Below are 21,439 nucleotides of genomic sequence, written 5' to 3' on the forward strand. Positions count from 1 at the left end.
GCAACAATCTGCTTAATGATAGCCCGTGCGCGATCAACGCGAAGAATGGGGTATGTCATCGTAAGGCTTTCAAAACATTGATTTAGACCATCTAGGCCGCAAAGTGTTACCGAAGGCTTGATGTTCTGATGAAGCATCTAATGGGATGGCCCGTGGCGGAATTTGATGGCTGCCATCAACGATGAGCAGCGCTGGTTCGGAAGCTTGAAGAGGGCAGGTGGCTGTCGCTGGAAAGTGAAATATTTCGCGCCTCAGGGACCGCAGCCGGCCCTGAGGTCAAGCAAAGAGTACAGGCTCAATGATTTATCTGAACAACGAGGACCGTCAGCGCGAAGCGCTGGCGATGGAAGGCGTGCGTGCGCTCGCCACCATCGCCGGATGGCAGACACAGCCATGCCCGGTGACGCTTCCGCCGGCGCTCGCTGGCTTCCTCTTTAGTTCCGCCAACGACCTTATCCTTGCCCACTGGCGCAGGAACGTCTCGATCGGTCGACTTTTCGCGGCGGCGCGGGAAACCCGAATGGATATCATGCTCGTCGAACCTGCATGGATCGCCACGGGAGGCCCCGCTTTCGGCGTAACCCTTATTCTATGTCGCGAGGGTGAGACTAACGTCTACCGGGGACTACGTCTCTGGGCCAATGACGTTGAAGGCCCTGCCTGGCTTGTACCTGATCCAGCCGACCGCGATCTGGATCAGCGCTGCTTTGATCTCAGCCAAAAGCGTTTAGCGCCCACTGATCTGGCGCCCTTTGGCCGCGCACCCGCGAGCGATGGCTTGCTGGTGGGAAGGATCCGGTGGAAGGGCGTCTTGGGCGGTCATCTGATTTGAGCCGCGAACATCGAATTTTGGCTTAACCAGATTCGTCGGCGGATGGTCATTATGTGGGACGGAAGGATCTCAATTCCCCCACACACAGCGCGCGCACAGCGAAGCCCCGTGCACCTCTGATCTTCAGAGGGAAGTGACTTGAAGGTGAAGCTGCTGAGCGCAGATTAATGAAAATCAGGGGAAAGCATGGCGTGCTCGGCCGCCATGCGCCCCGCAAGATCAAGGAAATTCGCATGTATATTTCGCCCATGTCGCGTCCCTCGTGGGACGCGCAGCCCGCTGTGTTCGTTCGCGAGGCCGTGAGGCGGCCAATGATGAAGATTGCTCTGGAAATTGAAGGGTTGATCGATATCGAGCCGCACCGCCGCATGCCCGGTGCAGAAGGCGCGCTCCTCCTCCAGGAGGCCGGACTACTCATCATGGGCACATCCCAATTCAGGCCGCTTGGCTGGGATCTCGCCGAGGACCTGTCCGCCCGTCATGGGTTGGACATATTGTTGCTGCGGTTTGATGCGTTTCAGGTTTCATTCGACGTCCGCCTAAGCAGCCGGAATGAGTGGCTCACGCACTATCGACGGTGGTCGGTCGATGGAGAACTCTGGTTCACCCCTATGGAAGACGACGGATCCGCCTACATTAAGGCGAGCCGGTACGGTCTCCTGCTCCTTGATCACCCTCCGTACGCCAATGCGATTCAGCGGGAAGTCGGCCTTGCACCAGCCGGTGCGGCGGTGGCAGGGCAGGGGAGTCGGGTATGAGCGCGAAAGCCAAGGTAAAAGGCGAGCCGGAAGCTTTATCCTGTTTCGTGGCGGACGCCGTCGACGATCCGGGTTTCCGATATATCAGGTATTTCTGGAAGGCCAACGGACCGAAATGCGGGATTGCGGCCGCCGTGTCTGCCAAGCTCAACCCCGCAGGCCATGAGGCTGCTCGCCATGATGTGCTGGTTCCAGCTTCAGCTCCAGGCGAATATGCGCAGTTGAGTCATCTACTTGCCCGATATGACGCGACCCAGCCGTTGATCGAACGGAACGCGTATGCGCAGTTCACACTGGATATCGATGCCGATGTTCCGATTCATGTGGGTTGGGAGCAAGCACGGTCGTGGGTCATGACCTATTTCGTCCAGCAGCATCAACTGGCCGCCGTGCTGGTCTTGCATATGCCATTTCTGGCCGGCTCCGGAAATCACAGTCATGTCCACATACTGCTGCCTGCCAGGCGCCTTGGACCGAACGGATTTGCCTTTCATGCCCGAGCGACCTGCTCGGATGAGGGGCACAAAGATGCCCTGGCTAACTGGACTGCGTTTAGAGCGATGAAGGGAGCAACCGCATAGGATGTGCCCGCTCCGAGCCCCGCCCTCGGGACGCTGTCCGGCTCCCGCAGCAGGGCCTTGGCGGAGCTCTCCTGACGATCTCGCGTGCTCGGCGCACAAACCCAACACCGCCAACACATGTCCATGGAAGCCGGCCTGACCTGCTGCGGGTCTCATCCTCTTCACTGACCTACCCGTAAGTAATGGTCCATCCTCAGCAAAAGGATGGACCATTATCTTCATGATAAGTTTCCTAAGTTGAGGAAATATGCGCAAAAACGCTAACCCCATTCTGGAGAATGTGGGTTAGCATGTGCTGACGGTTGGTCCATTGGCAGCAGAATAACTTTTGATCCTTTGCGACTGACGCGCGCCGGAAGGAATTTTTATTCAGAGGGGGTGATGGATTTGTTGTAATCATTAGCGCAAAATTTTCGCATGGCAGTTCCTGCGATCATCGAAATTGTCACGGATAAGATCCTTGCCTTCCTCGCGATCAAGGAGCGGGAGGAGCTCCTGGGGTCCATCCCCTTTGGCAAGGTGCGAAGGCCCATCGAGCCCGACGGCGGCAACACGCCGACCAGGCGAACTCTGTTTGGCACGCCGATCGATTTCCGGCGGCCCCGACCGCTTTCTGGCAGGCTCAGAACACTGGCAGGCGGAACTTCGTTTCATATCGGCTTTACGACCGTTGGCCGCGGCGGGGTGTCGCGGGGTTCAAAAACTCGTGATGATGCACAGATAGCACGCGAGCGGAAGAAGGATGCGGCAGGGTTCGAGGCATATATCGGCGATGATGTCATCGCCCCCTCAGACGTCCAAACCATCGTTGGTGGCTCGTTCGAGTCCTATATCGGGCTGCCACCACAGGAGCAGCTCGCTCTTGGGGGGCATACCCGGGTCGCAGAGGTGCTTTCCAACATCTCGGATCATCCGCGCGGCCGAACCGAATTTTGGGACAGTGTCGAGGCTGGCGAGCGACGTGCATCTGAACCGGGCGTGGCACTATATCCAGATCGCTGTTCCGAACTCTGGTGGCAGCAAGCGGCGGATCAGCATCATGGCGATCCTACTATTGATCGGGCATTCCGCAGGATCATAAAATTGCTCAAACGGGGGGTTGCGCGATCAGGGCGACAGCGGGACCGAAAGCCGATACGCGTTGCCTGCCCGCCGGAGCTTGCGCTGGAAATCGTTCGCCGCTTGGCTGAGATCCCCGGATGGGACGTTTCGCGACCTGCAGTCACCATCCCCAAGCCGCGCGCGGGGCGAGTTCAGGATCGGTGGGAGTTCGAAGTTCCTCATGAAATTGCGGCAAACCCCGCTGCCCTGCGGCGGCTGCTCCGACGCCTAGCCGCCTTCTTCGAAAGCCGGGGAGTGATGTACACGATCGTGTTGCACGAGCCTGACGGCGACAATGACCGGCGGAATTTCCACATCCATGTCATTACCTATAACCGGAAATGTCGATTTATTGCCGACGCCGGCAAATGGGATATCGCGATGTCTGCGGCTGAACGCAAAGAACATGGCGTCAAGCTCGCGAACAAATTGCGCTTGGCCGCTGAAAATGGGGCGTACTGGAAAGCGGGAAGTCGCGACGCCACCGAGATCCGCTTATTTTTCGCAGATCTATGTAATGATGAACTGGAAGGAATTTCGGCCGACCGCCATCTGGACCCGCGCTCATATTCGCTCATGGGTTTTGATCAACTGCCCCAGTTGCATATGAACCCGGCGGCAGCGCGACTTTCCAAGTTTGGAGTGGCAACAGCCGTTGAGACCGAGAACATGTACCGTTCGGTCGCTGGAGCCCTCGCCGCGATCGAGAATGGCGCGGAACGGCGCTTTTCCCAGCGCCGTGATCTCGCGAAGAGAGTCCAGGGCCTGGCGGAAAGATTGAAGGCATCGGACCGTGACGAGGCCCGTGGCCGGCAGCTTGAGGCGCACTGGCATCGGTATGTCCATTTGGTTGTGGAGGTCAATGCCGCAGAAGCGGCTATCGAGAAATTGGACCTTTTTGAACAGCTCGCAAGGTCACGAGCCGAACATGTCGCTCAAAATTGTGATCGGATGATGTCCTACGTCGCTGCCGGCAAGGCGAAGCGACAGATGGTGCGGCATCGGGAAGATATCGAGCGTCGCGGTCGCGAGGCGAAGGCACATCTCGCCAGCATCGACGAAGCTCTGCTTCCATTCCAAGCCGATCGAAGAGCCGCTGAGCTCAGCGCCGATGAGGCGGTGCAGGAGATCGAACGCCTCGCAGATATCTTCCATGCGGAACTGAAACGTGAGCGCTCGCTGGAGCTGGACGGTGCCATCAGGTCACCGGCTGCAGAGATGGAGAAAAAATGGGATAAACTGCGTAACTACATCGTCCGATCGAAACCCGTCATTGTGCGCTCAGGGGAGGGCTTTGACGTCCCATCAGCGGCGGATTCCGATCGCGCGTTGCTGTCATCTCCGATCTTGGCCCATCGTATTCGTCCGTTCATGCTTGCCCAGCTTGAAATCCAGGATCGGGAGGTGGATCGCCTCCGATCTGCGGTCGAAGCGCGTGGTCTCAGTCGGGTCGAAAGCGGGATCGGGAATCTTGCAACGGCGCGCCAGCTTTTGGAAAGGTATGGAGAGCGCCCCGATGTGCGCGACTGGCTGGCGACGCTGAGAGCCGCCACCGTTGACGCGAGTGACAGAGGGAACGAGGGGTCTGATGACCGACGGTCGCTCGAAGCCGAAATGTGCATCGACACTCAAGCGGGTGCGATCCCGCCGACACCCGCTGGCAGAGCGGACCGCGTCGGTGAAGCGATTGGATTGGTAGGCGCAACCGCAGGCAATCCGATTTCAGAAGCTGTGGTTCCCGAGATCCAGAACGAGGCGTCCCCGGCAGTAACGTCCTTGCCGGGCGGCGATTTGCCCGCGTCACCGCTAACCGCGGCGAAGCGGCCGAAGGCGAAGCCCGTCGATCCTGCAGTAGTGGCCGAGGTCCGGCGGCGTCTGATTGGACCGAACACAGTGCGGGAGACGTTCCGGGAACGCGACTTCGACGCGACGGATTGTGCGTCGCCTGAGATTGGCACCGGCGCTCTTGTTCACCATGCTGAACCGGTGACGGCGCCGGAGCCCAGTCTCGCATCGGGAGGCGCGCCGACGTTCGACCCCACTCGAGCAGACGCGGTTATGAACCTCCGTAATGCCCTTCTAACCGACCCTCTCGTTCGGGTCTGCCAGACTGAGCAGGGTCTGGTCATCCGCCCTTCGTGCGAAGGCTGGCACAATTCTGTTCGGGCCTTTTCCGAAGAACCTGAAATCCTGGAAGCGATGAAGGAGCGTGCGGCGTCGCCCTGGTTGGATTTGACGGAGGACGAACGGACGAACCTCCTCCACGACTTCGAAATAGCGCTGAGGCAGGCGGATCGCCGACCGGTCACGCGGGTTCGGCAGGAGAACCGATGGGAAATTCGCGACAATGTCCTTGATCCCGAAAACACGGAGTTGATGAGGCGTTGGCTGGGATATGAGACACTCGGTCGCGTCCTCTCGGCCGTTGACGCTCACTGGAGCGAACTGGAATATATTTCTGCACAGCGAGACCTCAATGCGACACGTGATCCTATAGGGGAACGGCATAGACTTGATCAGGGGCGCCAGTCTCGCGCTCCATCGCGTGAACCGCAGCATGATCCTGAACTCGCAATTGTGTTGCGTGAGATGGAACGGCGGGGCATCTCTCGATGATAGGCAACTGGATTAACTCCGGTACTGCTGACACCCTGTTGGCGAAAGTGCACGTCGGGAACCCGACTCGATCTGCAGGAGTCGCGGACTCATGCTGGCGCAGTCGATCCCTCCTCCGGGTTTTGTGCCCACCATGCAACCGACCCTCGTTGCCGACGCGCCGGAGGGCGACCAGTGGCTCCACGAGATCAAATATGATGGCTATCGCACCGAGTTGCTGCTGACCGGGGGCGAGAGCCGGGCCTTCACCCGGAACGGGCACGACTGGTCCGAAAAGTATCGGCTGATCCTGGATGTTGCGCGCGGCCTCACCGAGGGACCTGCGCTCTTGGATGGCGAGATCATCGTACAGGGCGAGGAAGGTCATTCAGACTTCCACGCGCTCAGACGTGCGATTACCTCCGCCCCGCACAACCTCATCTTTTATGCCTTCGACCTGCTCATGGTCGATGGACACGACATTCGCCACGAGCCGCTAATCGATCGGCGACACCGGCTTTGTGATCTGGTCGGGGAGCATGACGCGACATTCCCGGTCCAGTTCAGCGATGACATCGTTGGGCATGGGCCGGCGGTCTTCCAACAGGCTGAGGAAATGGGCCTCGAGGGGATTGTCTCAAAGCTGGTGGACAGCCGCTACCGATGGTAACCCGGTCACGATCAACATGGCGCAAATCGACTTTTTTCAGCCGTGTCATGACGGCACGCTCGTGGTGTTCGCCGATGGCCGACAGCTTGAGCTTCAGGAAAGCTATGACGCAGTGGCGGAGGTACTGAACCCGGAGCGGCAGGCAGGCTTCTAGGCTTATCGGAACAACCTGGATCAGATCGCGTTTAAATTCGCTCGCCGTAGCGGTAACCACCACCTTGGTGGTCGACCAAGCAAGGGGCCGAGCCATGGACGATCCTCACGACACCCAGCAGCTTGCCCAGCTGCGCGATGACGAGCTCATCCGGGCTTGGTGCTCCTGCGATGATCATGAACATCTCACGCCCGAAAGCCAGGCGCTGGTCGATGAGATGGAACGACGCGATCTGGAGTTTTAGCGCTGGGCGTGCCACGGGCGGAGCATGCATTCTCGCCCGATCTGGCCACTCCTGCTGCTCGTCACGACCGCTGCTCTTGTACTATCTATATTCCGCTATGCAGGTCATCCGCTCTGGCCCACGGAGATACTGACCTTCGGCTTCCGCTGGATGTTCATCGCCGCCTTCGCGATGTTCGGCCGCGCCGTTCTTCGTCGCCGTTCAGAATAGCACTGAGCCGTTCGGCGCTGGTGACCTCTTCACGGGCAAGCATTGCTCCTAGAGGTGGCGCGTGAGAGAATGTGTTGCCCCCCATGATGGAGAGCCGTCATGCAGAAAGAGTCACTCAAGCCTGATCCCCGCGAGATGACCAATGAGGAACTGTGTCGCGCCTGGGAGGAGGTGAATGATCACGACAATCTTTCACCCGCCGACCAGGCGATCATCGACGAGATCGACCGGCGACACATCGAGTATTAGAGCAGCGCAGGACCCTCCGCAGGCGCCGCTTTCCGTTGGAACCAGGGTGTTGACGTATGCTCCACCGTCAGCCGATCCGCCGGATAGGGCCGATCGAACCGATACAGGTCCTCAAGCGGCGCCGTCAGCCAGAAGTCCCAATCAGCCGGATCGATGACGACCGGTGAGCGGTCGTGAATGTCGATCAGATCGGGCGCATTGTCGGTCATCACGCCGGTGAAGACCGAGCCCCATTCATTGCTGTTCGCCCAAAGGCCTGCCCATGCAAAGATCGGCTGATCCCTCACAGACAGCCAGGTCTCCGTCATGCAGCCCGGTTCCCCGCAAGCTTCGCAGTACCGCGCCGTCGGAATAAGGCAGCGATGCTCCGGCTTCGAGGCCGCCCACTTCCAGAAATAGGTGTGCAGCTTATCGAACCGGGCGTTGTTGACCGGCTTGGGCTTGGGAGGTTTCCCGGTCCTCTTGCTCTTCTGGGCGAGTGGAAAACCCCAGGTCATCTGCTCCAGCACCCTTTCACCATTTTCCATACGAATGACGGATCCCGGCTGTGCCGGGTGAATCTGGATCGGCCCCTCGTTAAACCGCGCGCCCTTTTTCGCGCCGAACAGGTTCAGCACCTTCTGCGTGTCGCCGCGTTCAGCCCGGTTGCACATCCTGGCAAGGTGGAAATTGGGTCGGCGAGAGTCAACGCTAATCGGCCAGGGAACAATCAGACCGCGCGGCGTCTATGCGCAGCTCACCCGGGAGGTTCTGATGTTCCTGCTCTTCTCCAATCAGCTGGGTTGCTTCGGCTCCCTTCACATCTCCGCCGTGATTACAGTCATCGTGCTCAGCCAGCTCGGGATGATCAACTTGGGCACCGGCTGGTGATCACCACAGCTAAACCCCCTCCCATATGTTCTCTATATGTTCTATGATGCCCTCCGACTCAGGAGGATATCATGTCGCAACCAGGAGACACGCTGCGGGAGGCAGCGCGCGTCATCTACGACACCGTTTACCCCTCGGAAGAATGGACGCCGATCAAGTTTGATGAGGCTGAACGGCTTGAAACGGTCCATTACCGGAACGCCGTCACGGCTGCCCGGTTCTTCCAACCCATCGAGCAGGGTGCACTGCTGTGAGCCGCCGGAAAGGCGAACGACCGATTGTGCGGCCGCTCGATGGCTGGTCGCATGATCATCCTGTCGCCCGATGCATTCGGGAAGGTGATCCCTGGTTCTACGCCTGGCAGCGTCAGCGAGCGACGCCGATGGAACGCCTCGCCCGACAAACGGGTATCAGCGTTCCGCGCCTCATGACGATCAGCCGCGGCGATCGGGTTTCGCGGGCGGAGGTGGACGCTCTAGCTCGGGCGTGGGAGATCAGTTCCGGCGATCTCATCGCTTCGATGCCGTCGCCGGATCTGGTCCAGGAATAATGTGGCGCGGTATCGAGACGGTCTCAAAGTGGCGACCTGCATCTTCGAAGCCGCGGCATGGCACTATTCCGTCAGGGTTGAATGTCGCTGCCGGCATGAAGCGTTGTTTGAGGCGCACGGGCTGTGGTGGAAATTCCAGCGGAAAGGCTGGAGCGACGATTTCAGAGAGGCGAAGCGGCGTTTCTACTGCAAGACCTGCTCCCAGCGGTATGGGCGAAAGGTGCGGCCGCTGGTCATGGAGACGAGCAACAAACCGCCGCGTCATCACTTTCCGCTACCGGATGAGCGCGAATGGAAGAAAGCGGTGAGCCGCTTCAGAGGATAAGCCGATGAGCATCAAGATGGTCCCGGAAGAAATGTTCGATATTCCCGACAATCTGTCGCCGGGGGAGTACCGCCACGTCTGTGCGCAAATAGCGATACAGGCTGTGACCCACGCCATGGGATCACGGGAGGTGAAGGAAGGTCACGCATCAATAGCCATGCCGATGCTGTCAGAGGCGCTGGCTATGGGTATCGCGATGCTGATCACAGCCGATGAGACGAAGCGTACGCCGCGGGACATGAGGTTGGCTGGCGAGCATTTCGGCAAGCTCATCGGCGGCTTTGCTGCGATCCTGCAGAATGGGGATGACACCACGGGCAGCCAACTCATGGAGATGCTCGGCGTGACCCGGACGAAGCTGAATTAGTCAGTCCTTAAGGTCCGCCCTGACATTCGTCACCTCTAAGGCACCACAAAGTCGGTCACTTAGGCGCCAATGACGGTTACCTGAAACAGACCATATCGCCGTGCTCACCGGGGGATTGAGGATCGGCCGCGCGGTGGTTGATGATTTTAACCTCTGCGAGATAATCGGGGAAAATGTCTTTCCGGAAACCGTTCAAGGCTGTCCCTGTTAAGCCGTCGCCCCACTATCAACGCACGCGCCGCGCCGCTAACCGATCTAGTGCGCTGCGTATACTCGCGATCGGCGCAATGGTAGGTGCAGTGGCGGGGGCCGGGAGCCTCGCTGTGACTGCAGATGGTCGGGCGACCATTACTCAAGCCGTTAAGCCAGTGATGGTTCGCTTTGGCTTGATGCGCGCGCGGGCACCGCAGCAAGGTGATTACTGGGCGGGGTGCAATGCTGCGCGCGCGGTGGGAACCGCCCCGATCTATTCCGGAGAGCCTGGTTATCGCAGCGAGATGGATGGCGATAGTGATGGGATTGCCTGCGAACCCTATTACGGCAACTGACAGGCGCCTGTGACGTAGTGGCAGCGATCTGCTGACCGTCTGGTGGTCATGACCGATGATAAACCGCCGGATCACCGAACGGTCCAGAGAGGAATTGATCGCTACCCACCGCTGCCTGCGTTTCAGCCCTTGGGAGTAACCCAGACTTCGACCGGTGCCACGAATTTCCCGGGCGCAGGTTTGCCGACATGGACGCGATCGGCGGTGACTAGCTCACCAGTCTCCAGATTGAAGCTCGCCCAGGGCTTGGGCATGCGACCGAAGCTCATTTTCTGGATGGGCTGGCCCGTGGCGGAATTCATGATGGTTGCTACGATACTCATGGCGCACCGATTATGGGCATCTGGCCTTCCCGTCCATGGCTCGCATCGAGAAAGCTCGGACCGTGAGAGAATGCATCGTGGCGGCTCCGCGCCACTTATCGCCGTTCCATTGCGATTTACCTGCGCCTGAAAGCGACCACTCAATTTATGACCGGGGTTGGGACGAAGCCGCCGTTAGCCGGTGTGACCGCGAACGACAGGTCTTGCCAAAAGCGCACGTCCAAGTGCTGTGGAGGCCCCGGCGCTGATGAAAGCGTGAAGAGACTTCGGGTCCATCCGCCTGAACTATTGGCAGCAATCGTTATTTGCAGTGGAGGTGGGATCGAATCTGACTGGCAGCACGTCAGGTCGGATACCGGGCCTGAAGCTGAGCGAGCGCGGTGTGAACCGAAGTCATCGCGGTGCGGCTGCAAAGCTCGATAGCAATGCCGGTGATCCCGACGTAGCTTGCGCGCACGAACACATCCCGCGGCAAACCCACAGTAAGTCGGACCCCATGTAACCCGCATTCTATAGATCAAGCCTGCATGCGAAAGCGGCTTTTCCGCGATCAAATTGGATATTCATTATCTCCATGCCGAGCCGGGCCGGGCCAAGACCAACAGCCGCTTCCCTGCTGCCGGCTATGCAAACAGGTTAAGAGGCATAGTCAGCAATGCTGAGCGGGAAACCTGCCTCGATGAGATGGCGAGCACCGAAATCCTAAAATCGTGGCTTCAACCTCGACTTAAAACTATGACCCCTGCCTATTTTACACATAACATATCGGGCAGGATCAGGATGTACGCCCTTGAGCATGTCATCTCACTTCAGTGCGTCAAATTGTTGGAGCGTCGATGTGTTGTTGGCCTGTGGTCGGCTTTGAGACGGGATTGGGTCCATGAAAAGTGGTAGCAAAATGACGACCCGCATCAGCGGTTCCGCAAACCGTAAAAAGAGGTCGATATATCTTTATCGAAAGAGAGTTGAAGGCCCTAATTCTTGCCTCCATGGGGCTGTGAGTTGCCCGAGACGCGGGGCGGCTCAAGCTACGCGAAGCTATGCTTTGGGCGTGGATTCACCGAATATCTGAAGTTCGCTATGCTCGATGCACCGAATATGATGCAAGCATGTCATTTTATTTTCCCCTCCCCCATCAAAACATATGGCAATATAAAATGAAGCCCTGTATATAGTTTTCAGCGAACTTGCCTAAATCCCTATAGGGATGGGCCGGTAATCGGTCGGCAGTCCGAGGTCGATAATGATCGTAAAAAGGGGAGGTATGATGAAATTTCAGGCAAGCAAGATTGCGGTGACGTTGTCGGGCGCGGCGCTATGGGCGCTGGCAACCGCCGCAGCGGCGCAGACGGACAATACAAGCGGAACAGCCGGCGCTGAGGGCCCGGGCGTTTCCGATATTGTGGTCACTGCGACCCGTCGTAGCGAGAATGTCCAAGACATTCCTGTCACGGTAACGGCAATTTCCGGCGCGCAGCTCGAAAATCTACAGATCAAGCAGTTTTCCGATATTCAGATTTTGTCGCCTGGTCTCTCCTTTGAGAATCGCGGTGCTCAGGGCAATGTGACGTCGATGCGCGGTATCAGCAGCACGGTCACGACATCAGCCCCGGCGGCGGTCGTGATCTATTTCAATGAAGTTCCGGTGAACGATTTCGTTGCTTTCCAAAGCATCTACGACGTGGGCCAGATCGAGGTTTTGCGCGGACCGCAGGGCACGTTGCGCGGCGTGGCAGCACCTGTCGGTTCCATCACCATCGGCACGCGTCGACCTGACCTCAACGAAATTGGCGGTACGGTGATCGGAACGGTCACTGATCAGCCGAATTACAACGGCCAATTCGCCGTCAACTTCCCGATCGTCAATGACAAGCTTGCTGTCCGCTTCGCCGGGCTAATGGATCAGAACACGAACGGTTATCTGAAAAACAAGCGTACCGGCGCGGAATCGCGCATTGATACGATGAGCATGCGCGCCTCGCTGCTGTTCAAGCCGATCGAGACGCTGAGCATCTTCGCGTCCTACCAATATCTACATAACGAGTCGGACACGCTGGAGCGCGTGGAAGGTCCGGGCCTCGGATATAACGGACCCGTCATTTCCAGCGGTCGAAAGGATATCGCCGTTCAAGAACGAGCGACCCCGCGCGAATTCACCTCCCACGTCGCGTCGGTTAACGCGCGGCTGGAACTTGGAGATGAAGCGGCGATTAATTATGTTGGCGGATACACGCAGTTCAAGTCGCTGACCCGTTTGCAGGAAGGTGACACGGATGTCGGCAACGCCGTCCTGAATTATTCGGCGCCGCAGCTTTTTTCTGTAGACACCCATTCCTGGAGCCATGAACTGCGCGTGGACTCGTCCGGGCCGGGTCGTTTCCTGGATTATGCGTTCGGCGTTTTCTATCAGAAAGGCTCGCCCGATCAGGTCACGAACGTGGGGGCGAACGGCGGCGCGATTGGCTATGCCAGTCTGAACCCTCCGACCGGTCCTGCAACGTTGCTTGGCAACGACATCCTGCTCCCTGAAACCCGCGTCGAAAAGTCAGCCTTTGCCAGCGCGACCATCCATCTGCCCACACGCACGGACATAACCGTTGGCGCCCGCCGTCTCCAGTTCAAGCGAGACCAGGGCTTTATTCTGACACAGACGACGAACGGTATCCCCAATACGCCGACGCCTTTGTTGAATGAGTCATCCAGCAGAAAATTCAATGAATGGGTATTTGACGCCAGAGTGGTCCAGCATCTCGACGACGACAAGATGGTGTATTTCTCCTACGGTCGTGGTTTCCGTGGTCCCGGCGCCAATCGTGCCGTTCCTATTCCATTGATCGCGGCCTTGCAGACGTTGCCGGCCGAAAAGAGCAATGCCTACGAAGTCGGCTTCAAGGGCGACTTCTTCGATCGTCGGGTGCGGTTCAATTTTGATGTGTTCCAGCAGGATTTCAAAGGCTTCAACGCTGTCGCGGGTGATGTACCTTATTGTCCTTTCTACGCACCGCCACAGGTCATCTGCCAATTTGGGTTGGCGCAGTCTGGCCAGATCGTATTTGGCGGTGATGCCCGTGTTCGTGGATTTGAAGCGGAACTGTCCGCCAATATCAGCGATCGTTGGACGCTTTCTGGTAATGTGAGCTATGCCAATGCGAAGTTCAAAAATGCGCTGGTACCCTATCGACCGGATCTGAACGGCGATGGCATTCCTGACACTAACGCCGAATTCGGTGCCGGTGCGACCGAATCCATCTACTTCGCGCGCTCCAACGGTCCCATTTCGGATGTCCCCAAATGGAATTTCACGGTTCAGTCGGAATATAACCATCCGATCGGAAACGAAGCCCAAGCCTATGTCCGTGGGCTGTTCACGTACAAGGGTAAGCGCGCGGATGTGTCGGGGGCAAACAGCTATGCTGCCGAACCGATTATGAACCTGTATGTGGGCGTTCGGGAATGGATACCGGGCCTCGACATCACGGTATTTGCACGGAACCTCTTCGATACGCGTAAGCGGACTTTCCTCGGGGCGCCGATCAATTTTGGCGAATTGCCTACGGGCTATTCCTCGGTGAATTACACTGCGCCTCGGGAAGTCGGCCTGACCGCTCGCTTCGCCTTCGGCGGCGGCTGATTTCGCTACCAATAAGGAATGGAATAGCGGCTGGATGACGGCCTGATCGCAACACTATCCTCCCTGCCGGGTCCCGTTTGGGCCCGGCATTTTTTTCGCTTCGCAGAGGAAACTTTTTCAGAACCGTGCCGACGAGGAAGCTTTCTATCCCAGAAACCTCAGTCGGCGATCGATCAACATAATGAAAGGAGAGCGTCGTGGCACGTCTGGCAAATAAGATAGCGATCGTTACTGGAGGCGCCCGTGGCATGGGTGAAGCGACGGTGCGTCAGTTCGTTCGGGAGGGCGCCAGGGTCGTGATTGCCGACCTGCTGCCGGATGGCGAGGCGCTGGCCAAAGAACTCGGCGATGCCGCTATTTTCGAACGGGCGGATATATCCCGTGAAGAGGACTGGCAACGCCTCCTATCGGCGAGCGAGAAGGCCTTTGGCACGCCCGACATTCTCGTCAACAATGCTGCCATGCAGCGTTTCCGGTCGATCCTGGAGTGCGATATCGAGGATTTTCGCCAAGTGCTCGACGTCAACCTGATCGGCACCTTTTTAGGCCTCAAAATCGTCGGTGGGGCAATGGTGCGGCAACGGCGCGGATCGATCATCAATATTTCGTCCGTGGACGGCATGCGCGGGGCCAATGGCTATGCTGCTTATTCGACCAGCAAGTGGGGTGTACGCGGCCTGACCAAAGTGGCAGCATTGGAATTCGGGCCGCGCGGTGTCCGAGTGAATTCCGTTCATCCCGGCGGCGTCTACACCGTCATGGGCAATCCGGTGGACACGCCGATCGCCGACATAGACAAGGGGTTCGGCATGGTGCCTGCCCAACGTATCGGGCAGGCGCATGAGATCGCGGCGGCAAGCCTTTTCCTTGCCAGCGACGAAGCCTCCTACATCATGGGGGCGGAGTTGGCGGTCGATGGGGGCTGGGGTGCCGGCTTCTATAATATGATGCTCTCTGGCGCACCGGATGATGTGGAATATGGGTCGCGCACGACGGCGCATGGTACGAACGACTTTCTCGACAACGGGCTGCGCGCCAAGGAAGGTTTAGGAGCATGACCGAACTACAGGCTCTGCTGGACGAACGCGAGATCAGCCGCGCGCTCAGCCGTTTCGCCCGCATTCTTGACGAAAAGCGGTGGGACGACCTGCCCGATGTGTTCGCGACCGATCTGAGCTTCGAATATGGTGGCGGCGAAAAGCAGGGCATGGCTGCGCTCGAAGAGCAAATGCGCCAGTTCCTCGATGTCTGCGGGCCGACCCAGCATCTGATAGGCAGCCTGCTAATCGATGTCGATGGCGACCAGGGGACGAGCCGCGCCTATGTGCAGGCCCGCCATCAGCGGCGTGATGATCCAGTGGGCGCGATCTTCGACTCCACCGGTGAATATCGCGATCGTTGGGAACGGCGGCCAGAAGGCTGGCGGATCGTCCGACGTGACGCGATATGGTTCCTCCATTCGGGCGATCCCATGATATTGGCCGTCAAGGATGGTGATCTGGGATGACCGACCCGCGGTCCCTGGCCCCAGATTTTGCGCGACGCTACGGACCGCGCGCACTCATATTGGGCGGTTCGGAGGGTATCGGCCTTGCCTTTGCTGAGCGCCTGGCAGCCGCTGGTCTGGACCTGACACTGATTGCACGATCGGGGGAAAAGCTGGAGGCCGCTGCGAACAGCATCACGGCCAGCCATGCTATTGACGTCCAGACACTTGTGTTGGACCTTACTGGAAGGGATGTTGAAGAACGCGCCGCGGAGATCGTCGCCGCGCAGGATTATGGTCTGGTCATCTACAATGCCGGGGCGACTCACCGGGTTGGTCTGTTTCTGGAACAGCCCGCCGACCGCGCGCTCAATCTCGTCCGGCTGAACTGCGCTACGCCCCTTGCCTTTGCCCATCCGGCATTGTCTGCGATGCGGCGGCGTGGGCGTGGAGGACTGATCCTCATATCCTCCATGTCCGGTATGGCCGGTAGCGGCTATGTCGCCGCTTATGCCGCTTCCAAGTGCTTTGAGATCGTCCTGGCGGAGGGGTTGCATTGGGAAATGGCCCGTGAGGGGGTGGATGTGATGTGCGCCGTCGCAACATTGACCGACACGCCTGCGATGCGGCGATCGGGCATGGTCGAGATCGACGGGCTGGTGCCGATGGAGGCAGATGCGTTTGCCGGCGGCGCACTCGATGCGCTGGGTTCAGCGCCGATATGGTACGCCGTGGGCGAAGCGGCGGCAGATGCGATGCGGGGGAATAGGCGGACTGCAAACACCGCCAACGCTTCGCGCATGTCGGCCCAGCTTTGGGGCATCGACGCCGAGAGGCCTATTCAGGGCTGACCGGACCGTGGCAGCGAGGCAAGCGGTTCGTTATGCGGACCGGCGACTACCGGCCCGCATCACGCGCGCGTTAGAGAGCGTTGCGCCGGGCGATGGCGCCCAGATGGCTGGCGCTCGGCTTGGGCGTACGCTTGAACGTGGTGCGATCGACATCGACCAGGCCGAAGCGCTGCTTGAAGCCTTCATTCCACTCCCAATTGTCGAGCAGGGTCCAGTGGAAATAGCCGCGCACGTCGGCCCCGGCGTCGATGGCAGCCTTCAGGCCGGTGAGCGCGCCATTGATATAGTCGATGCGCCGTGGATCATCGTCGGTAGAGATGCCGTTCTCCGTGACGTAGATTGGCACCTTGACCTGACTGGCGGCGTAGCGAACGATATTGCCGATGGCGGGGGGATAATATTCCCATTTGCTCTTGGTGAATTCGGCGCCCGCATCCGCCTTGCGCGGTCCCTTCGGCCCGATGAGGTAGCGCGTATAGCCCTGCACGCCGAGGAAGTCGCTGCGCCCGGCGGCCGCCAGCCATTGCGAATAGACGTCTTTGCGCTTCTCCGCGACCTTCGCTTCCCCGCCATCGACGGCTTGATCGTCGCCGATCGATACGATCGCGCCGACGGGGAATGTGCCTGGCCCTGCCTTCATCGCTGCCATGGAAAGTTCATGGGCCTTGATCATCGCGGGCACGGCCACGGCGGGATCGCTGAACAGAAAGGACGAAAATTCGTCGCTGCCAACCTTCTTGGCGGCAAGCTTCATCAGTGGCGCAGACATCGATGCCATGTCCATGGGCTGGCCCGTGGCGCTCATCATGTCGGGCGACCATTTGACCACCAACGGCGCATTAGGCTCGTTAAAAGGTACGGCCATGCCGATCAGGTCGCCCATATGCTTGCCCACGCGCTCGGCATAACGTGCGAACAGGTCTGGCGCATCTGGCTTGTTCCATGCTCCCCTGGCGGCGAACCAGCGTGGCGCGGAGAAATGGTTGAGCGTGACGTTGGAGACAATGCCTGCATCACGGCAGGCGGCGATGCAACGCCGATAATGGTCGAGTTCGGCCAGCGAGAAATGCCCTTCCTCCGGTTCGACCCGCGACCATTCGATCGAGAAGCGGTAGGCGTTGAGGCCAAGCGCTTTGAGGATCGCCACATCCTCGTTCCAGCGGTGATAGCTGTCACAGGCGTCACCCGACCTTTCGGCGAACGGTGACGGTTTCATGTTTTCGACGACCCACAGGTCCGCCGCGACATTATTGCCCTCGGTCTGATAGCCGGCGCTGGACGCGCCCCACAAAAAACCTTCCGGGAATTGGTCGCCCGCTTTTGACCCACGCGGCGCCGCACTGGCGCTATTAGCCGCGACCAGACCTGCAGCCGTGGCGCTTGCGCCAACCAGGAGACGCCGCCGATTCAATTCCTGCCCCAGATTCATGTTTTTCTCCTAATATTTGCCTGTGTCGGCATAAAACTGATCATTCATTGATATCTTTCTCGACTCTGCGATCGCAGCGCGTGTTTCTGCCGCGCGACCTCGCCAGCGATCAATTTGGCAATTCAACGTCTGGGTCCGGTCGGTTTTCGAGGCAGGTGGCGCGATTATCGTGATTGACCTTATAGCCAAGAAAATAATATCATATTGTCATTATTGGCAAGGCGCTATCCCTTAAATGCGGGCCGGGGCGATCTGCTGTCGGGGAGGAAATTTATGAAACGCATCTGCAAGTCGCTGCTGCTCGCCGGAGCGGCATTCACCGCTTCATCGGCCATGTCCCAAGATGCTCTCCTCACCGGCTTTCGCGATCCGCCGGCACAGGTTCGACCGCGTGTGTGGTGGCACTGGTTGAACGGTGCTATCTCCGAAGAGGGCATCAAGCGCGATCTCGACTGGATGAAGCAGTCGGGGATTGGCGGCGTGCAGATCTTTTACGGTGGCATGCCGAACAATAATGGCATCGTCACGCCGCCCGTCCGGTACATGTCTCCCGAATGGAAGAATGCCATGCGGGGTGCGGTTCGGCAGGCTACGGATCAGGATATGGAGGTATCCGTCCCGACCTCAGCGGGGTGGAGCGAAACCGGTGCGCCGTTCGTCAAACCGGCAGATGGTATGAAGAAATTCGTCTGGAGCGAGACCGATATGGCTGGCGGGCGAAGGTTCCTCGGCGCTCTGCCTCGTCCATCCGACGTTCCCGGCCCTATCGGCTCGGTGGATTTTGGCGAAAACATCCTGTTGAACGGCGAGGTCGGTCCCACCCCGCCGCGCCTCTATGTGGACAGCCGCGTTTTTGCCTATCGGGTGCCTGCGGGCGAGAATAGGATGCCGCTGCCAAAGGTCACGACCGCGCAGGGCGCGGTTGCGGTAGCCGCCCTGTTCGATGGCCAGCCGGTCAAGGCGATCGACATCGACCGTCCGACCAAGGCCAAGCCGGCATGGATTCGCTTCGACTATCCTTCGCCCGTCACGGTCAGGTCCCTGACGATCGTTCTGGCCGGTAAGAAGCCGGAGATTGCCGTCTCGACCCAATTGCCCGCGCAGCTTGAGGCCAGCGACGACGGCGTCACTTTCCGCAAAGTCGCCGATATAGTCGCGGGCGCTTTTACCCAGAATACGAACAGCTTCACCCCTGTTACCGGCCGTATCTTTCGCGTGGTCCTCAACGCGCCTCCGGGTGGCTTCCCCGCAATCGACATGGCACCGGGCGCGCTTTTCATGCCGGGGCTGCCAATGGGCGCCCCATCGCCCAAGCTGACGATTTCCGAGATGGCGCTTGGCGCAGAAGCGCGGATTGATCGTTTCGAGGAAAAGGCAGGTTTTGCTTCGGTGGCGGACTATTATGCGGTGCCGACACCCGATGTGGCGCCGAAACTTGTCATTAAGAAAGCCGACATCCTGGATCTGACAGGCCGAATGCATGCCGATGGCACGCTGGACTGGACGCCGCCGCAGGGCCGTTGGCGCGTGGTACGCCTCGGCTATTCGCTGACCGGGCATATGAATAGCCCAACCACTGCCGAGGCCACGGGCCTGGAGGTCGACAAACTCAGTGCGCCGCGCGTGCGCAGCTATATGAACCAGTATCTGGATGAATATCGTTCTGTGTTAGGCGCGGACCTGTTCGGCAAACGCGGCCTGCAAGCGACCGTGAACGACAGCATCGAGTCCGGCTACCAGAACTGGACGGATGACATATTGGAGCAGTTCGCAAAGCGGCGCGGCTATGACGCGGCGGCTTGGCTGCCGGTGCTGACCGGGCGGGTAGTCGAAAGCGCGGCAGCCAGTGACGCGTTCCTTTATGATTTCCGCCGGACGCTCATGGATCTGCTCGCCGAAGCGCATTATGGCACGATCGCAGGTGTCGTGAAGGAACGTGGCCTCATTGCTTATGGCGAGGCGCTGGAGGCGGGCAACCGGCCGTCATTGGGAGACGATCTCGCCATGCGCGCGCACGCCGACATTCCGATGGGCGCGATGTGGATGTTCCGGGCCGACAAGGAGCCGAACCCCGCCCATGTCGCCGATATCAAGGGCGCTGCGTCGGCCGCACATCTTTACGGACGTCCGCATGTCGGCGCGGAATCCCTGTCGTCCATGTTCCAATATTGGTCCTACAGCCCACGCGATCTCAAGCATGTCGCTGATACCGAATTCGCGCTGGGGGTGAATCTCCTGTCGATCCACAGTTCGGTGCATCAGCCGCTGATCGACAAGGCACCGGGCATAACCCTCTGGATCTTCGGCCAGCAGTTCAACCGTCATGAAAGCTGGGCAGGGCAGGCTCGTCCCTGGGTCGACTATCTCGCCCGTACCTCCTGGATGCTGTCGCAAGGGCGCTATGGCGCGGATGTCGCCTATTTCTACGGCGAGGAAGCGCCCATCGTGACGCTGGCGGAGCAGGGCAAGCTGCAGAGCCTCCCGGTCCATTATGGCTATGACTTCGTGAACGCAGATGCGCTCCAGTCGCTGACGTCGGTGCAAGACGGCGCAATCGTGACGCCTTCGGGCATGCGCTATCGCCTGCTGCAACTGGGCGGATCATCACAGCGCATGACCCTGCCGACACTGCGTCGCATCGCGGAACTGGCAGAAGCGGGCGCGACGATCCTGGGCGACAAGCCGTTGTCCTCGCCCAGCCTGGCCGACGACCCCGTAGCCTTCAAAGCGCTGGCGGATCGACTTTGGGCAGGATCAGGAGATACGCCCGTCGGCGCAGGTCGGGTAATGGCGGGTATATCGGCGGAAACGGCGCTGGCCCGAATCGGCGTCGCTCCAGATCAGGAAGTGTTGGGCGTCGCGAATACGTCCGTTCGTTTTCTGCATCGCATATTGGATGACGGCGACCTCTGGTTCGTTGCCAATCCCAAAGCCGGGGCCTTCGCGGCTGATGTCGCCTTTCGGGTGACGGGACGGGAGCCTGAATTGTGGGATGCCGATACCGGAACGAGCCGTCCGCTCTCCTATCGCGTCGAGCAGGGACGCACGATCGTGCCCATAAAACTGGACGGCAGCGGATCGGCGCTGGTCCTGTTCCGCAAGCCCACGACTATCCTGTCTCGCACTGTAGCACCGCCGGTAGAACGCGTGCTGGCACCGGTAGAGGGTGACTGGTCCGTGTCGTTCCAGCCGGATCGCGGCGCGCCTGCTGGCGCTGTCCCCATGTCCACTGGATCATGGACGCAGAGCGACGATCCGGGCATTCGGTATTTTTCGGGCGTCGCGACTTATGCCAAGACGATCCGCGCCCCGCGCGCGGGGCGGGGCAGCCGGATACTTTTGTCCCTTGGTGAGGTCAATGACGTCGCCGAAGTGTGGGTGAATGGCCGCAACATCCGCACTGTCTGGAAGGCGCCTTACCGTGTCGATGTCACTGACGCATTGAAAGCCGGCAACAATATGATCGAGGTAAAGGTTGCCAATCGGTGGGTCAATCGCCTGATCGGTGATGCCCAACCTGGTGCGACGAAGGTCGGTTGGACCGTGACGCCAACATACTCCCCGCGCGCGCCGCTGCTATCCTCAGGCCTGATCGGACCTGTTTCGTTGATCGAGGCAAGCGATAAATAGGTCGCTGCACCATGGGCAATGACTTGGTATTGCCC

The 21,439-nt window shown here is 59.3% G+C and carries 22 protein-coding genes; 19 read left to right on the forward strand and 3 right to left on the reverse strand.

The window, feature by feature from the left end:
• The first annotated feature begins 298 nt into the window (after positions 1-298).
• From ACZ5TH_RS02235 to ACZ5TH_RS02275, 9 genes are all read left to right on the forward strand, one after another.
• Entirely contained in the window at positions 299-832 is a 534-nt protein-coding gene (locus tag ACZ5TH_RS02235; protein WP_464794450.1) for a hypothetical protein, read from the forward strand.
• Positions 833-999: 167 nt separating this feature from the next.
• A complete protein-coding gene (locus ACZ5TH_RS02240; RefSeq protein ID WP_464794451.1) occupies positions 1,000-1,590 on the forward strand; it encodes a hypothetical protein in 591 nt (196 codons plus the stop codon).
• A complete protein-coding gene (locus ACZ5TH_RS02245) occupies positions 1,587-2,171 on the forward strand; it encodes a hypothetical protein (RefSeq protein ID WP_464794452.1) in 585 nt (194 codons plus the stop codon). Before ACZ5TH_RS02240 ends, ACZ5TH_RS02245 begins: the two co-directional genes overlap by 4 nt.
• A gap of 417 nt (positions 2,172-2,588) precedes the next feature.
• Positions 2,589-5,888: a MobA/MobL family protein gene (locus ACZ5TH_RS02250; RefSeq protein ID WP_464794453.1), complete on the forward strand. Its 3,300-nt coding sequence runs from the start codon at positions 2,589-2,591 to the stop codon at positions 5,886-5,888.
• A gap of 91 nt (positions 5,889-5,979) precedes the next feature.
• Positions 5,980-6,537, forward strand: coding sequence for an ATP-dependent DNA ligase (locus ACZ5TH_RS02255; RefSeq protein ID WP_464794454.1), 558 nt, complete (start codon positions 5,980-5,982; stop codon positions 6,535-6,537).
• A 16-nt stretch (positions 6,538-6,553) separates the two neighbouring features.
• Positions 6,554-6,691 (forward strand): hypothetical protein, encoded by a 138-nt coding sequence (locus ACZ5TH_RS02260; RefSeq protein WP_464794455.1) that lies wholly within the window; start codon positions 6,554-6,556, stop codon positions 6,689-6,691.
• 94 nt (positions 6,692-6,785) lie between these two features.
• On the forward strand, positions 6,786-6,935 hold the full coding sequence (locus ACZ5TH_RS02265) for a hypothetical protein (protein ID WP_464794456.1): 150 nt from the start codon (positions 6,786-6,788) through the stop codon (positions 6,933-6,935).
• 24 nt (positions 6,936-6,959) lie between these two features.
• On the forward strand, positions 6,960-7,145 hold the full coding sequence (locus tag ACZ5TH_RS02270) for a hypothetical protein (RefSeq protein ID WP_464794457.1): 186 nt from the start codon (positions 6,960-6,962) through the stop codon (positions 7,143-7,145).
• 99 nt (positions 7,146-7,244) lie between these two features.
• Positions 7,245-7,394: a hypothetical protein gene (locus tag ACZ5TH_RS02275; RefSeq protein WP_464794458.1), complete on the forward strand. Its 150-nt coding sequence runs from the start codon at positions 7,245-7,247 to the stop codon at positions 7,392-7,394.
• Here ACZ5TH_RS02275 and ACZ5TH_RS02280 read toward each other — a convergent pair.
• Positions 7,391-8,047: an SOS response-associated peptidase family protein gene (locus ACZ5TH_RS02280; RefSeq protein ID WP_464794459.1), complete on the reverse strand. Its 657-nt coding sequence runs from the start codon at positions 8,045-8,047 to the stop codon at positions 7,391-7,393. The two genes, ACZ5TH_RS02275 and ACZ5TH_RS02280, sit on opposite strands and share 4 nt — an antisense overlap.
• Positions 8,048-8,335: 288 nt before the next feature.
• Between ACZ5TH_RS02280 and ACZ5TH_RS02285 the strand changes: the two genes are divergently transcribed.
• The 5 genes from ACZ5TH_RS02285 to ACZ5TH_RS02305 all read left to right on the forward strand — a co-directional run bounded on the left by ACZ5TH_RS02285 (position 8,336) and on the right by ACZ5TH_RS02305 (position 10,054).
• Positions 8,336-8,518, forward strand: coding sequence for a hypothetical protein (locus ACZ5TH_RS02285; protein WP_464794460.1), 183 nt, complete (start codon positions 8,336-8,338; stop codon positions 8,516-8,518).
• Complete coding sequence (locus ACZ5TH_RS02290; RefSeq protein ID WP_464794461.1) at positions 8,515-8,814, forward strand: helix-turn-helix domain-containing protein; 300 nt, start codon at positions 8,515-8,517, stop codon at positions 8,812-8,814. The genes ACZ5TH_RS02285 and ACZ5TH_RS02290 overlap by 4 nt, the downstream gene beginning before the upstream one ends.
• Before the next feature lie 28 nt (positions 8,815-8,842).
• Entirely contained in the window at positions 8,843-9,139 is a 297-nt protein-coding gene (locus tag ACZ5TH_RS02295; protein ID WP_464794462.1) for a hypothetical protein, read from the forward strand.
• Between the two features lie 4 nt (positions 9,140-9,143).
• A complete protein-coding gene (locus tag ACZ5TH_RS02300) occupies positions 9,144-9,506 on the forward strand; it encodes a hypothetical protein (RefSeq protein ID WP_464794463.1) in 363 nt (120 codons plus the stop codon).
• Between the two features lie 323 nt (positions 9,507-9,829).
• Positions 9,830-10,054, forward strand: coding sequence for an excalibur calcium-binding domain-containing protein (locus ACZ5TH_RS02305; protein ID WP_464794464.1), 225 nt, complete (start codon positions 9,830-9,832; stop codon positions 10,052-10,054).
• Between the two features lie 122 nt (positions 10,055-10,176).
• Here the strand turns inward: ACZ5TH_RS02305 and ACZ5TH_RS02310 are convergent, their stop codons facing one another.
• Positions 10,177-10,377, reverse strand: coding sequence for a hypothetical protein (locus tag ACZ5TH_RS02310; RefSeq protein ID WP_464794465.1), 201 nt, complete (start codon positions 10,375-10,377; stop codon positions 10,177-10,179).
• Between the two features lie 1,267 nt (positions 10,378-11,644).
• On the opposite strand from ACZ5TH_RS02310, the gene ACZ5TH_RS02315 reads away from it, so the two are divergent.
• The 4 genes from ACZ5TH_RS02315 (at position 11,645) to ACZ5TH_RS02330 (ending at position 16,345) form a co-directional block, all read left to right on the forward strand.
• Positions 11,645-14,008, forward strand: coding sequence for a TonB-dependent receptor (locus tag ACZ5TH_RS02315; RefSeq protein WP_464794466.1), 2,364 nt, complete (start codon positions 11,645-11,647; stop codon positions 14,006-14,008).
• A 197-nt stretch (positions 14,009-14,205) separates the two neighbouring features.
• Positions 14,206-15,066, forward strand: a complete 861-nt coding sequence (locus tag ACZ5TH_RS02320) for an SDR family NAD(P)-dependent oxidoreductase (protein ID WP_404958484.1) — start codon at positions 14,206-14,208, stop codon at positions 15,064-15,066.
• Positions 15,063-15,515 (forward strand): nuclear transport factor 2 family protein, encoded by a 453-nt coding sequence (locus ACZ5TH_RS02325; protein WP_464794467.1) that lies wholly within the window; start codon positions 15,063-15,065, stop codon positions 15,513-15,515. The genes ACZ5TH_RS02320 and ACZ5TH_RS02325 overlap by 4 nt, the downstream gene beginning before the upstream one ends.
• Positions 15,512-16,345 carry an SDR family NAD(P)-dependent oxidoreductase gene (locus ACZ5TH_RS02330; RefSeq protein ID WP_464794468.1) on the forward strand — a complete coding sequence of 278 codons (834 nt, stop codon included), beginning with the start codon at positions 15,512-15,514 and terminating at the stop codon, positions 16,343-16,345. The genes ACZ5TH_RS02325 and ACZ5TH_RS02330 overlap by 4 nt, the downstream gene beginning before the upstream one ends.
• Positions 16,346-16,415: 70 nt before the next feature.
• Here ACZ5TH_RS02330 and ACZ5TH_RS02335 read toward each other — a convergent pair whose 3' ends face one another.
• Positions 16,416-17,774: a glycoside hydrolase family 1 protein gene (locus tag ACZ5TH_RS02335; protein ID WP_404958490.1), complete on the reverse strand. Its 1,359-nt coding sequence runs from the start codon at positions 17,772-17,774 to the stop codon at positions 16,416-16,418.
• 273 nt (positions 17,775-18,047) lie between these two features.
• On the opposite strand from ACZ5TH_RS02335, the gene ACZ5TH_RS02340 reads away from it, so the two are divergent.
• Positions 18,048-21,404: a glycosyl hydrolase gene (locus ACZ5TH_RS02340; protein ID WP_464794469.1), complete on the forward strand. Its 3,357-nt coding sequence runs from the start codon at positions 18,048-18,050 to the stop codon at positions 21,402-21,404.
• Positions 21,405-21,439 lie beyond the last annotated feature (35 nt).

This window comes from Sphingobium sp. TomTYG73, assembly GCF_055394245.1.

Excerpts from the sequence above, each read along its gene's own strand:
- ACZ5TH_RS02235 (WP_464794450.1), top strand. The coding sequence starts at position 299 with ATGATTTATCTGAACAACGAGGACCGTCAGCGCGAAGCGCTGGCGATG.
- ACZ5TH_RS02240 (WP_464794451.1), top strand. The coding sequence starts at position 1,000 with ATGAAAATCAGGGGAAAGCATGGCGTGCTCGGCCGCCATGCGCCCCGC.
- ACZ5TH_RS02245 (WP_464794452.1), top strand. The coding sequence starts at position 1,587 with ATGAGCGCGAAAGCCAAGGTAAAAGGCGAGCCGGAAGCTTTATCCTGT.
- ACZ5TH_RS02250 (WP_464794453.1), top strand. The coding sequence starts at position 2,589 with ATGGCAGTTCCTGCGATCATCGAAATTGTCACGGATAAGATCCTTGCC.
- ACZ5TH_RS02255 (WP_464794454.1), top strand. The coding sequence starts at position 5,980 with ATGCTGGCGCAGTCGATCCCTCCTCCGGGTTTTGTGCCCACCATGCAA.
- ACZ5TH_RS02260 (WP_464794455.1), top strand. The coding sequence starts at position 6,554 with ATGGCGCAAATCGACTTTTTTCAGCCGTGTCATGACGGCACGCTCGTG.
- ACZ5TH_RS02265 (WP_464794456.1), top strand. The coding sequence starts at position 6,786 with ATGGACGATCCTCACGACACCCAGCAGCTTGCCCAGCTGCGCGATGAC.
- ACZ5TH_RS02270 (WP_464794457.1), top strand. The coding sequence starts at position 6,960 with ATGCATTCTCGCCCGATCTGGCCACTCCTGCTGCTCGTCACGACCGCT.
- ACZ5TH_RS02275 (WP_464794458.1), top strand. The coding sequence starts at position 7,245 with ATGCAGAAAGAGTCACTCAAGCCTGATCCCCGCGAGATGACCAATGAG.
- ACZ5TH_RS02280 (WP_464794459.1), bottom strand. The coding sequence starts at position 8,047 with ATGTGCAACCGGGCTGAACGCGGCGACACGCAGAAGGTGCTGAACCTG.
- ACZ5TH_RS02285 (WP_464794460.1), top strand. The coding sequence starts at position 8,336 with ATGTCGCAACCAGGAGACACGCTGCGGGAGGCAGCGCGCGTCATCTAC.
- ACZ5TH_RS02300 (WP_464794463.1), top strand. The coding sequence starts at position 9,144 with ATGAGCATCAAGATGGTCCCGGAAGAAATGTTCGATATTCCCGACAAT.
- ACZ5TH_RS02310 (WP_464794465.1), bottom strand. The coding sequence starts at position 10,377 with ATGAGTATCGTAGCAACCATCATGAATTCCGCCACGGGCCAGCCCATC.
- ACZ5TH_RS02315 (WP_464794466.1), top strand. The coding sequence starts at position 11,645 with ATGAAATTTCAGGCAAGCAAGATTGCGGTGACGTTGTCGGGCGCGGCG.
- ACZ5TH_RS02325 (WP_464794467.1), top strand. The coding sequence starts at position 15,063 with ATGACCGAACTACAGGCTCTGCTGGACGAACGCGAGATCAGCCGCGCG.
- ACZ5TH_RS02330 (WP_464794468.1), top strand. The coding sequence starts at position 15,512 with ATGACCGACCCGCGGTCCCTGGCCCCAGATTTTGCGCGACGCTACGGA.
- ACZ5TH_RS02335 (WP_404958490.1), bottom strand. The coding sequence starts at position 17,774 with ATGAATCTGGGGCAGGAATTGAATCGGCGGCGTCTCCTGGTTGGCGCA.
- ACZ5TH_RS02340 (WP_464794469.1), top strand. The coding sequence starts at position 18,048 with ATGAAACGCATCTGCAAGTCGCTGCTGCTCGCCGGAGCGGCATTCACC.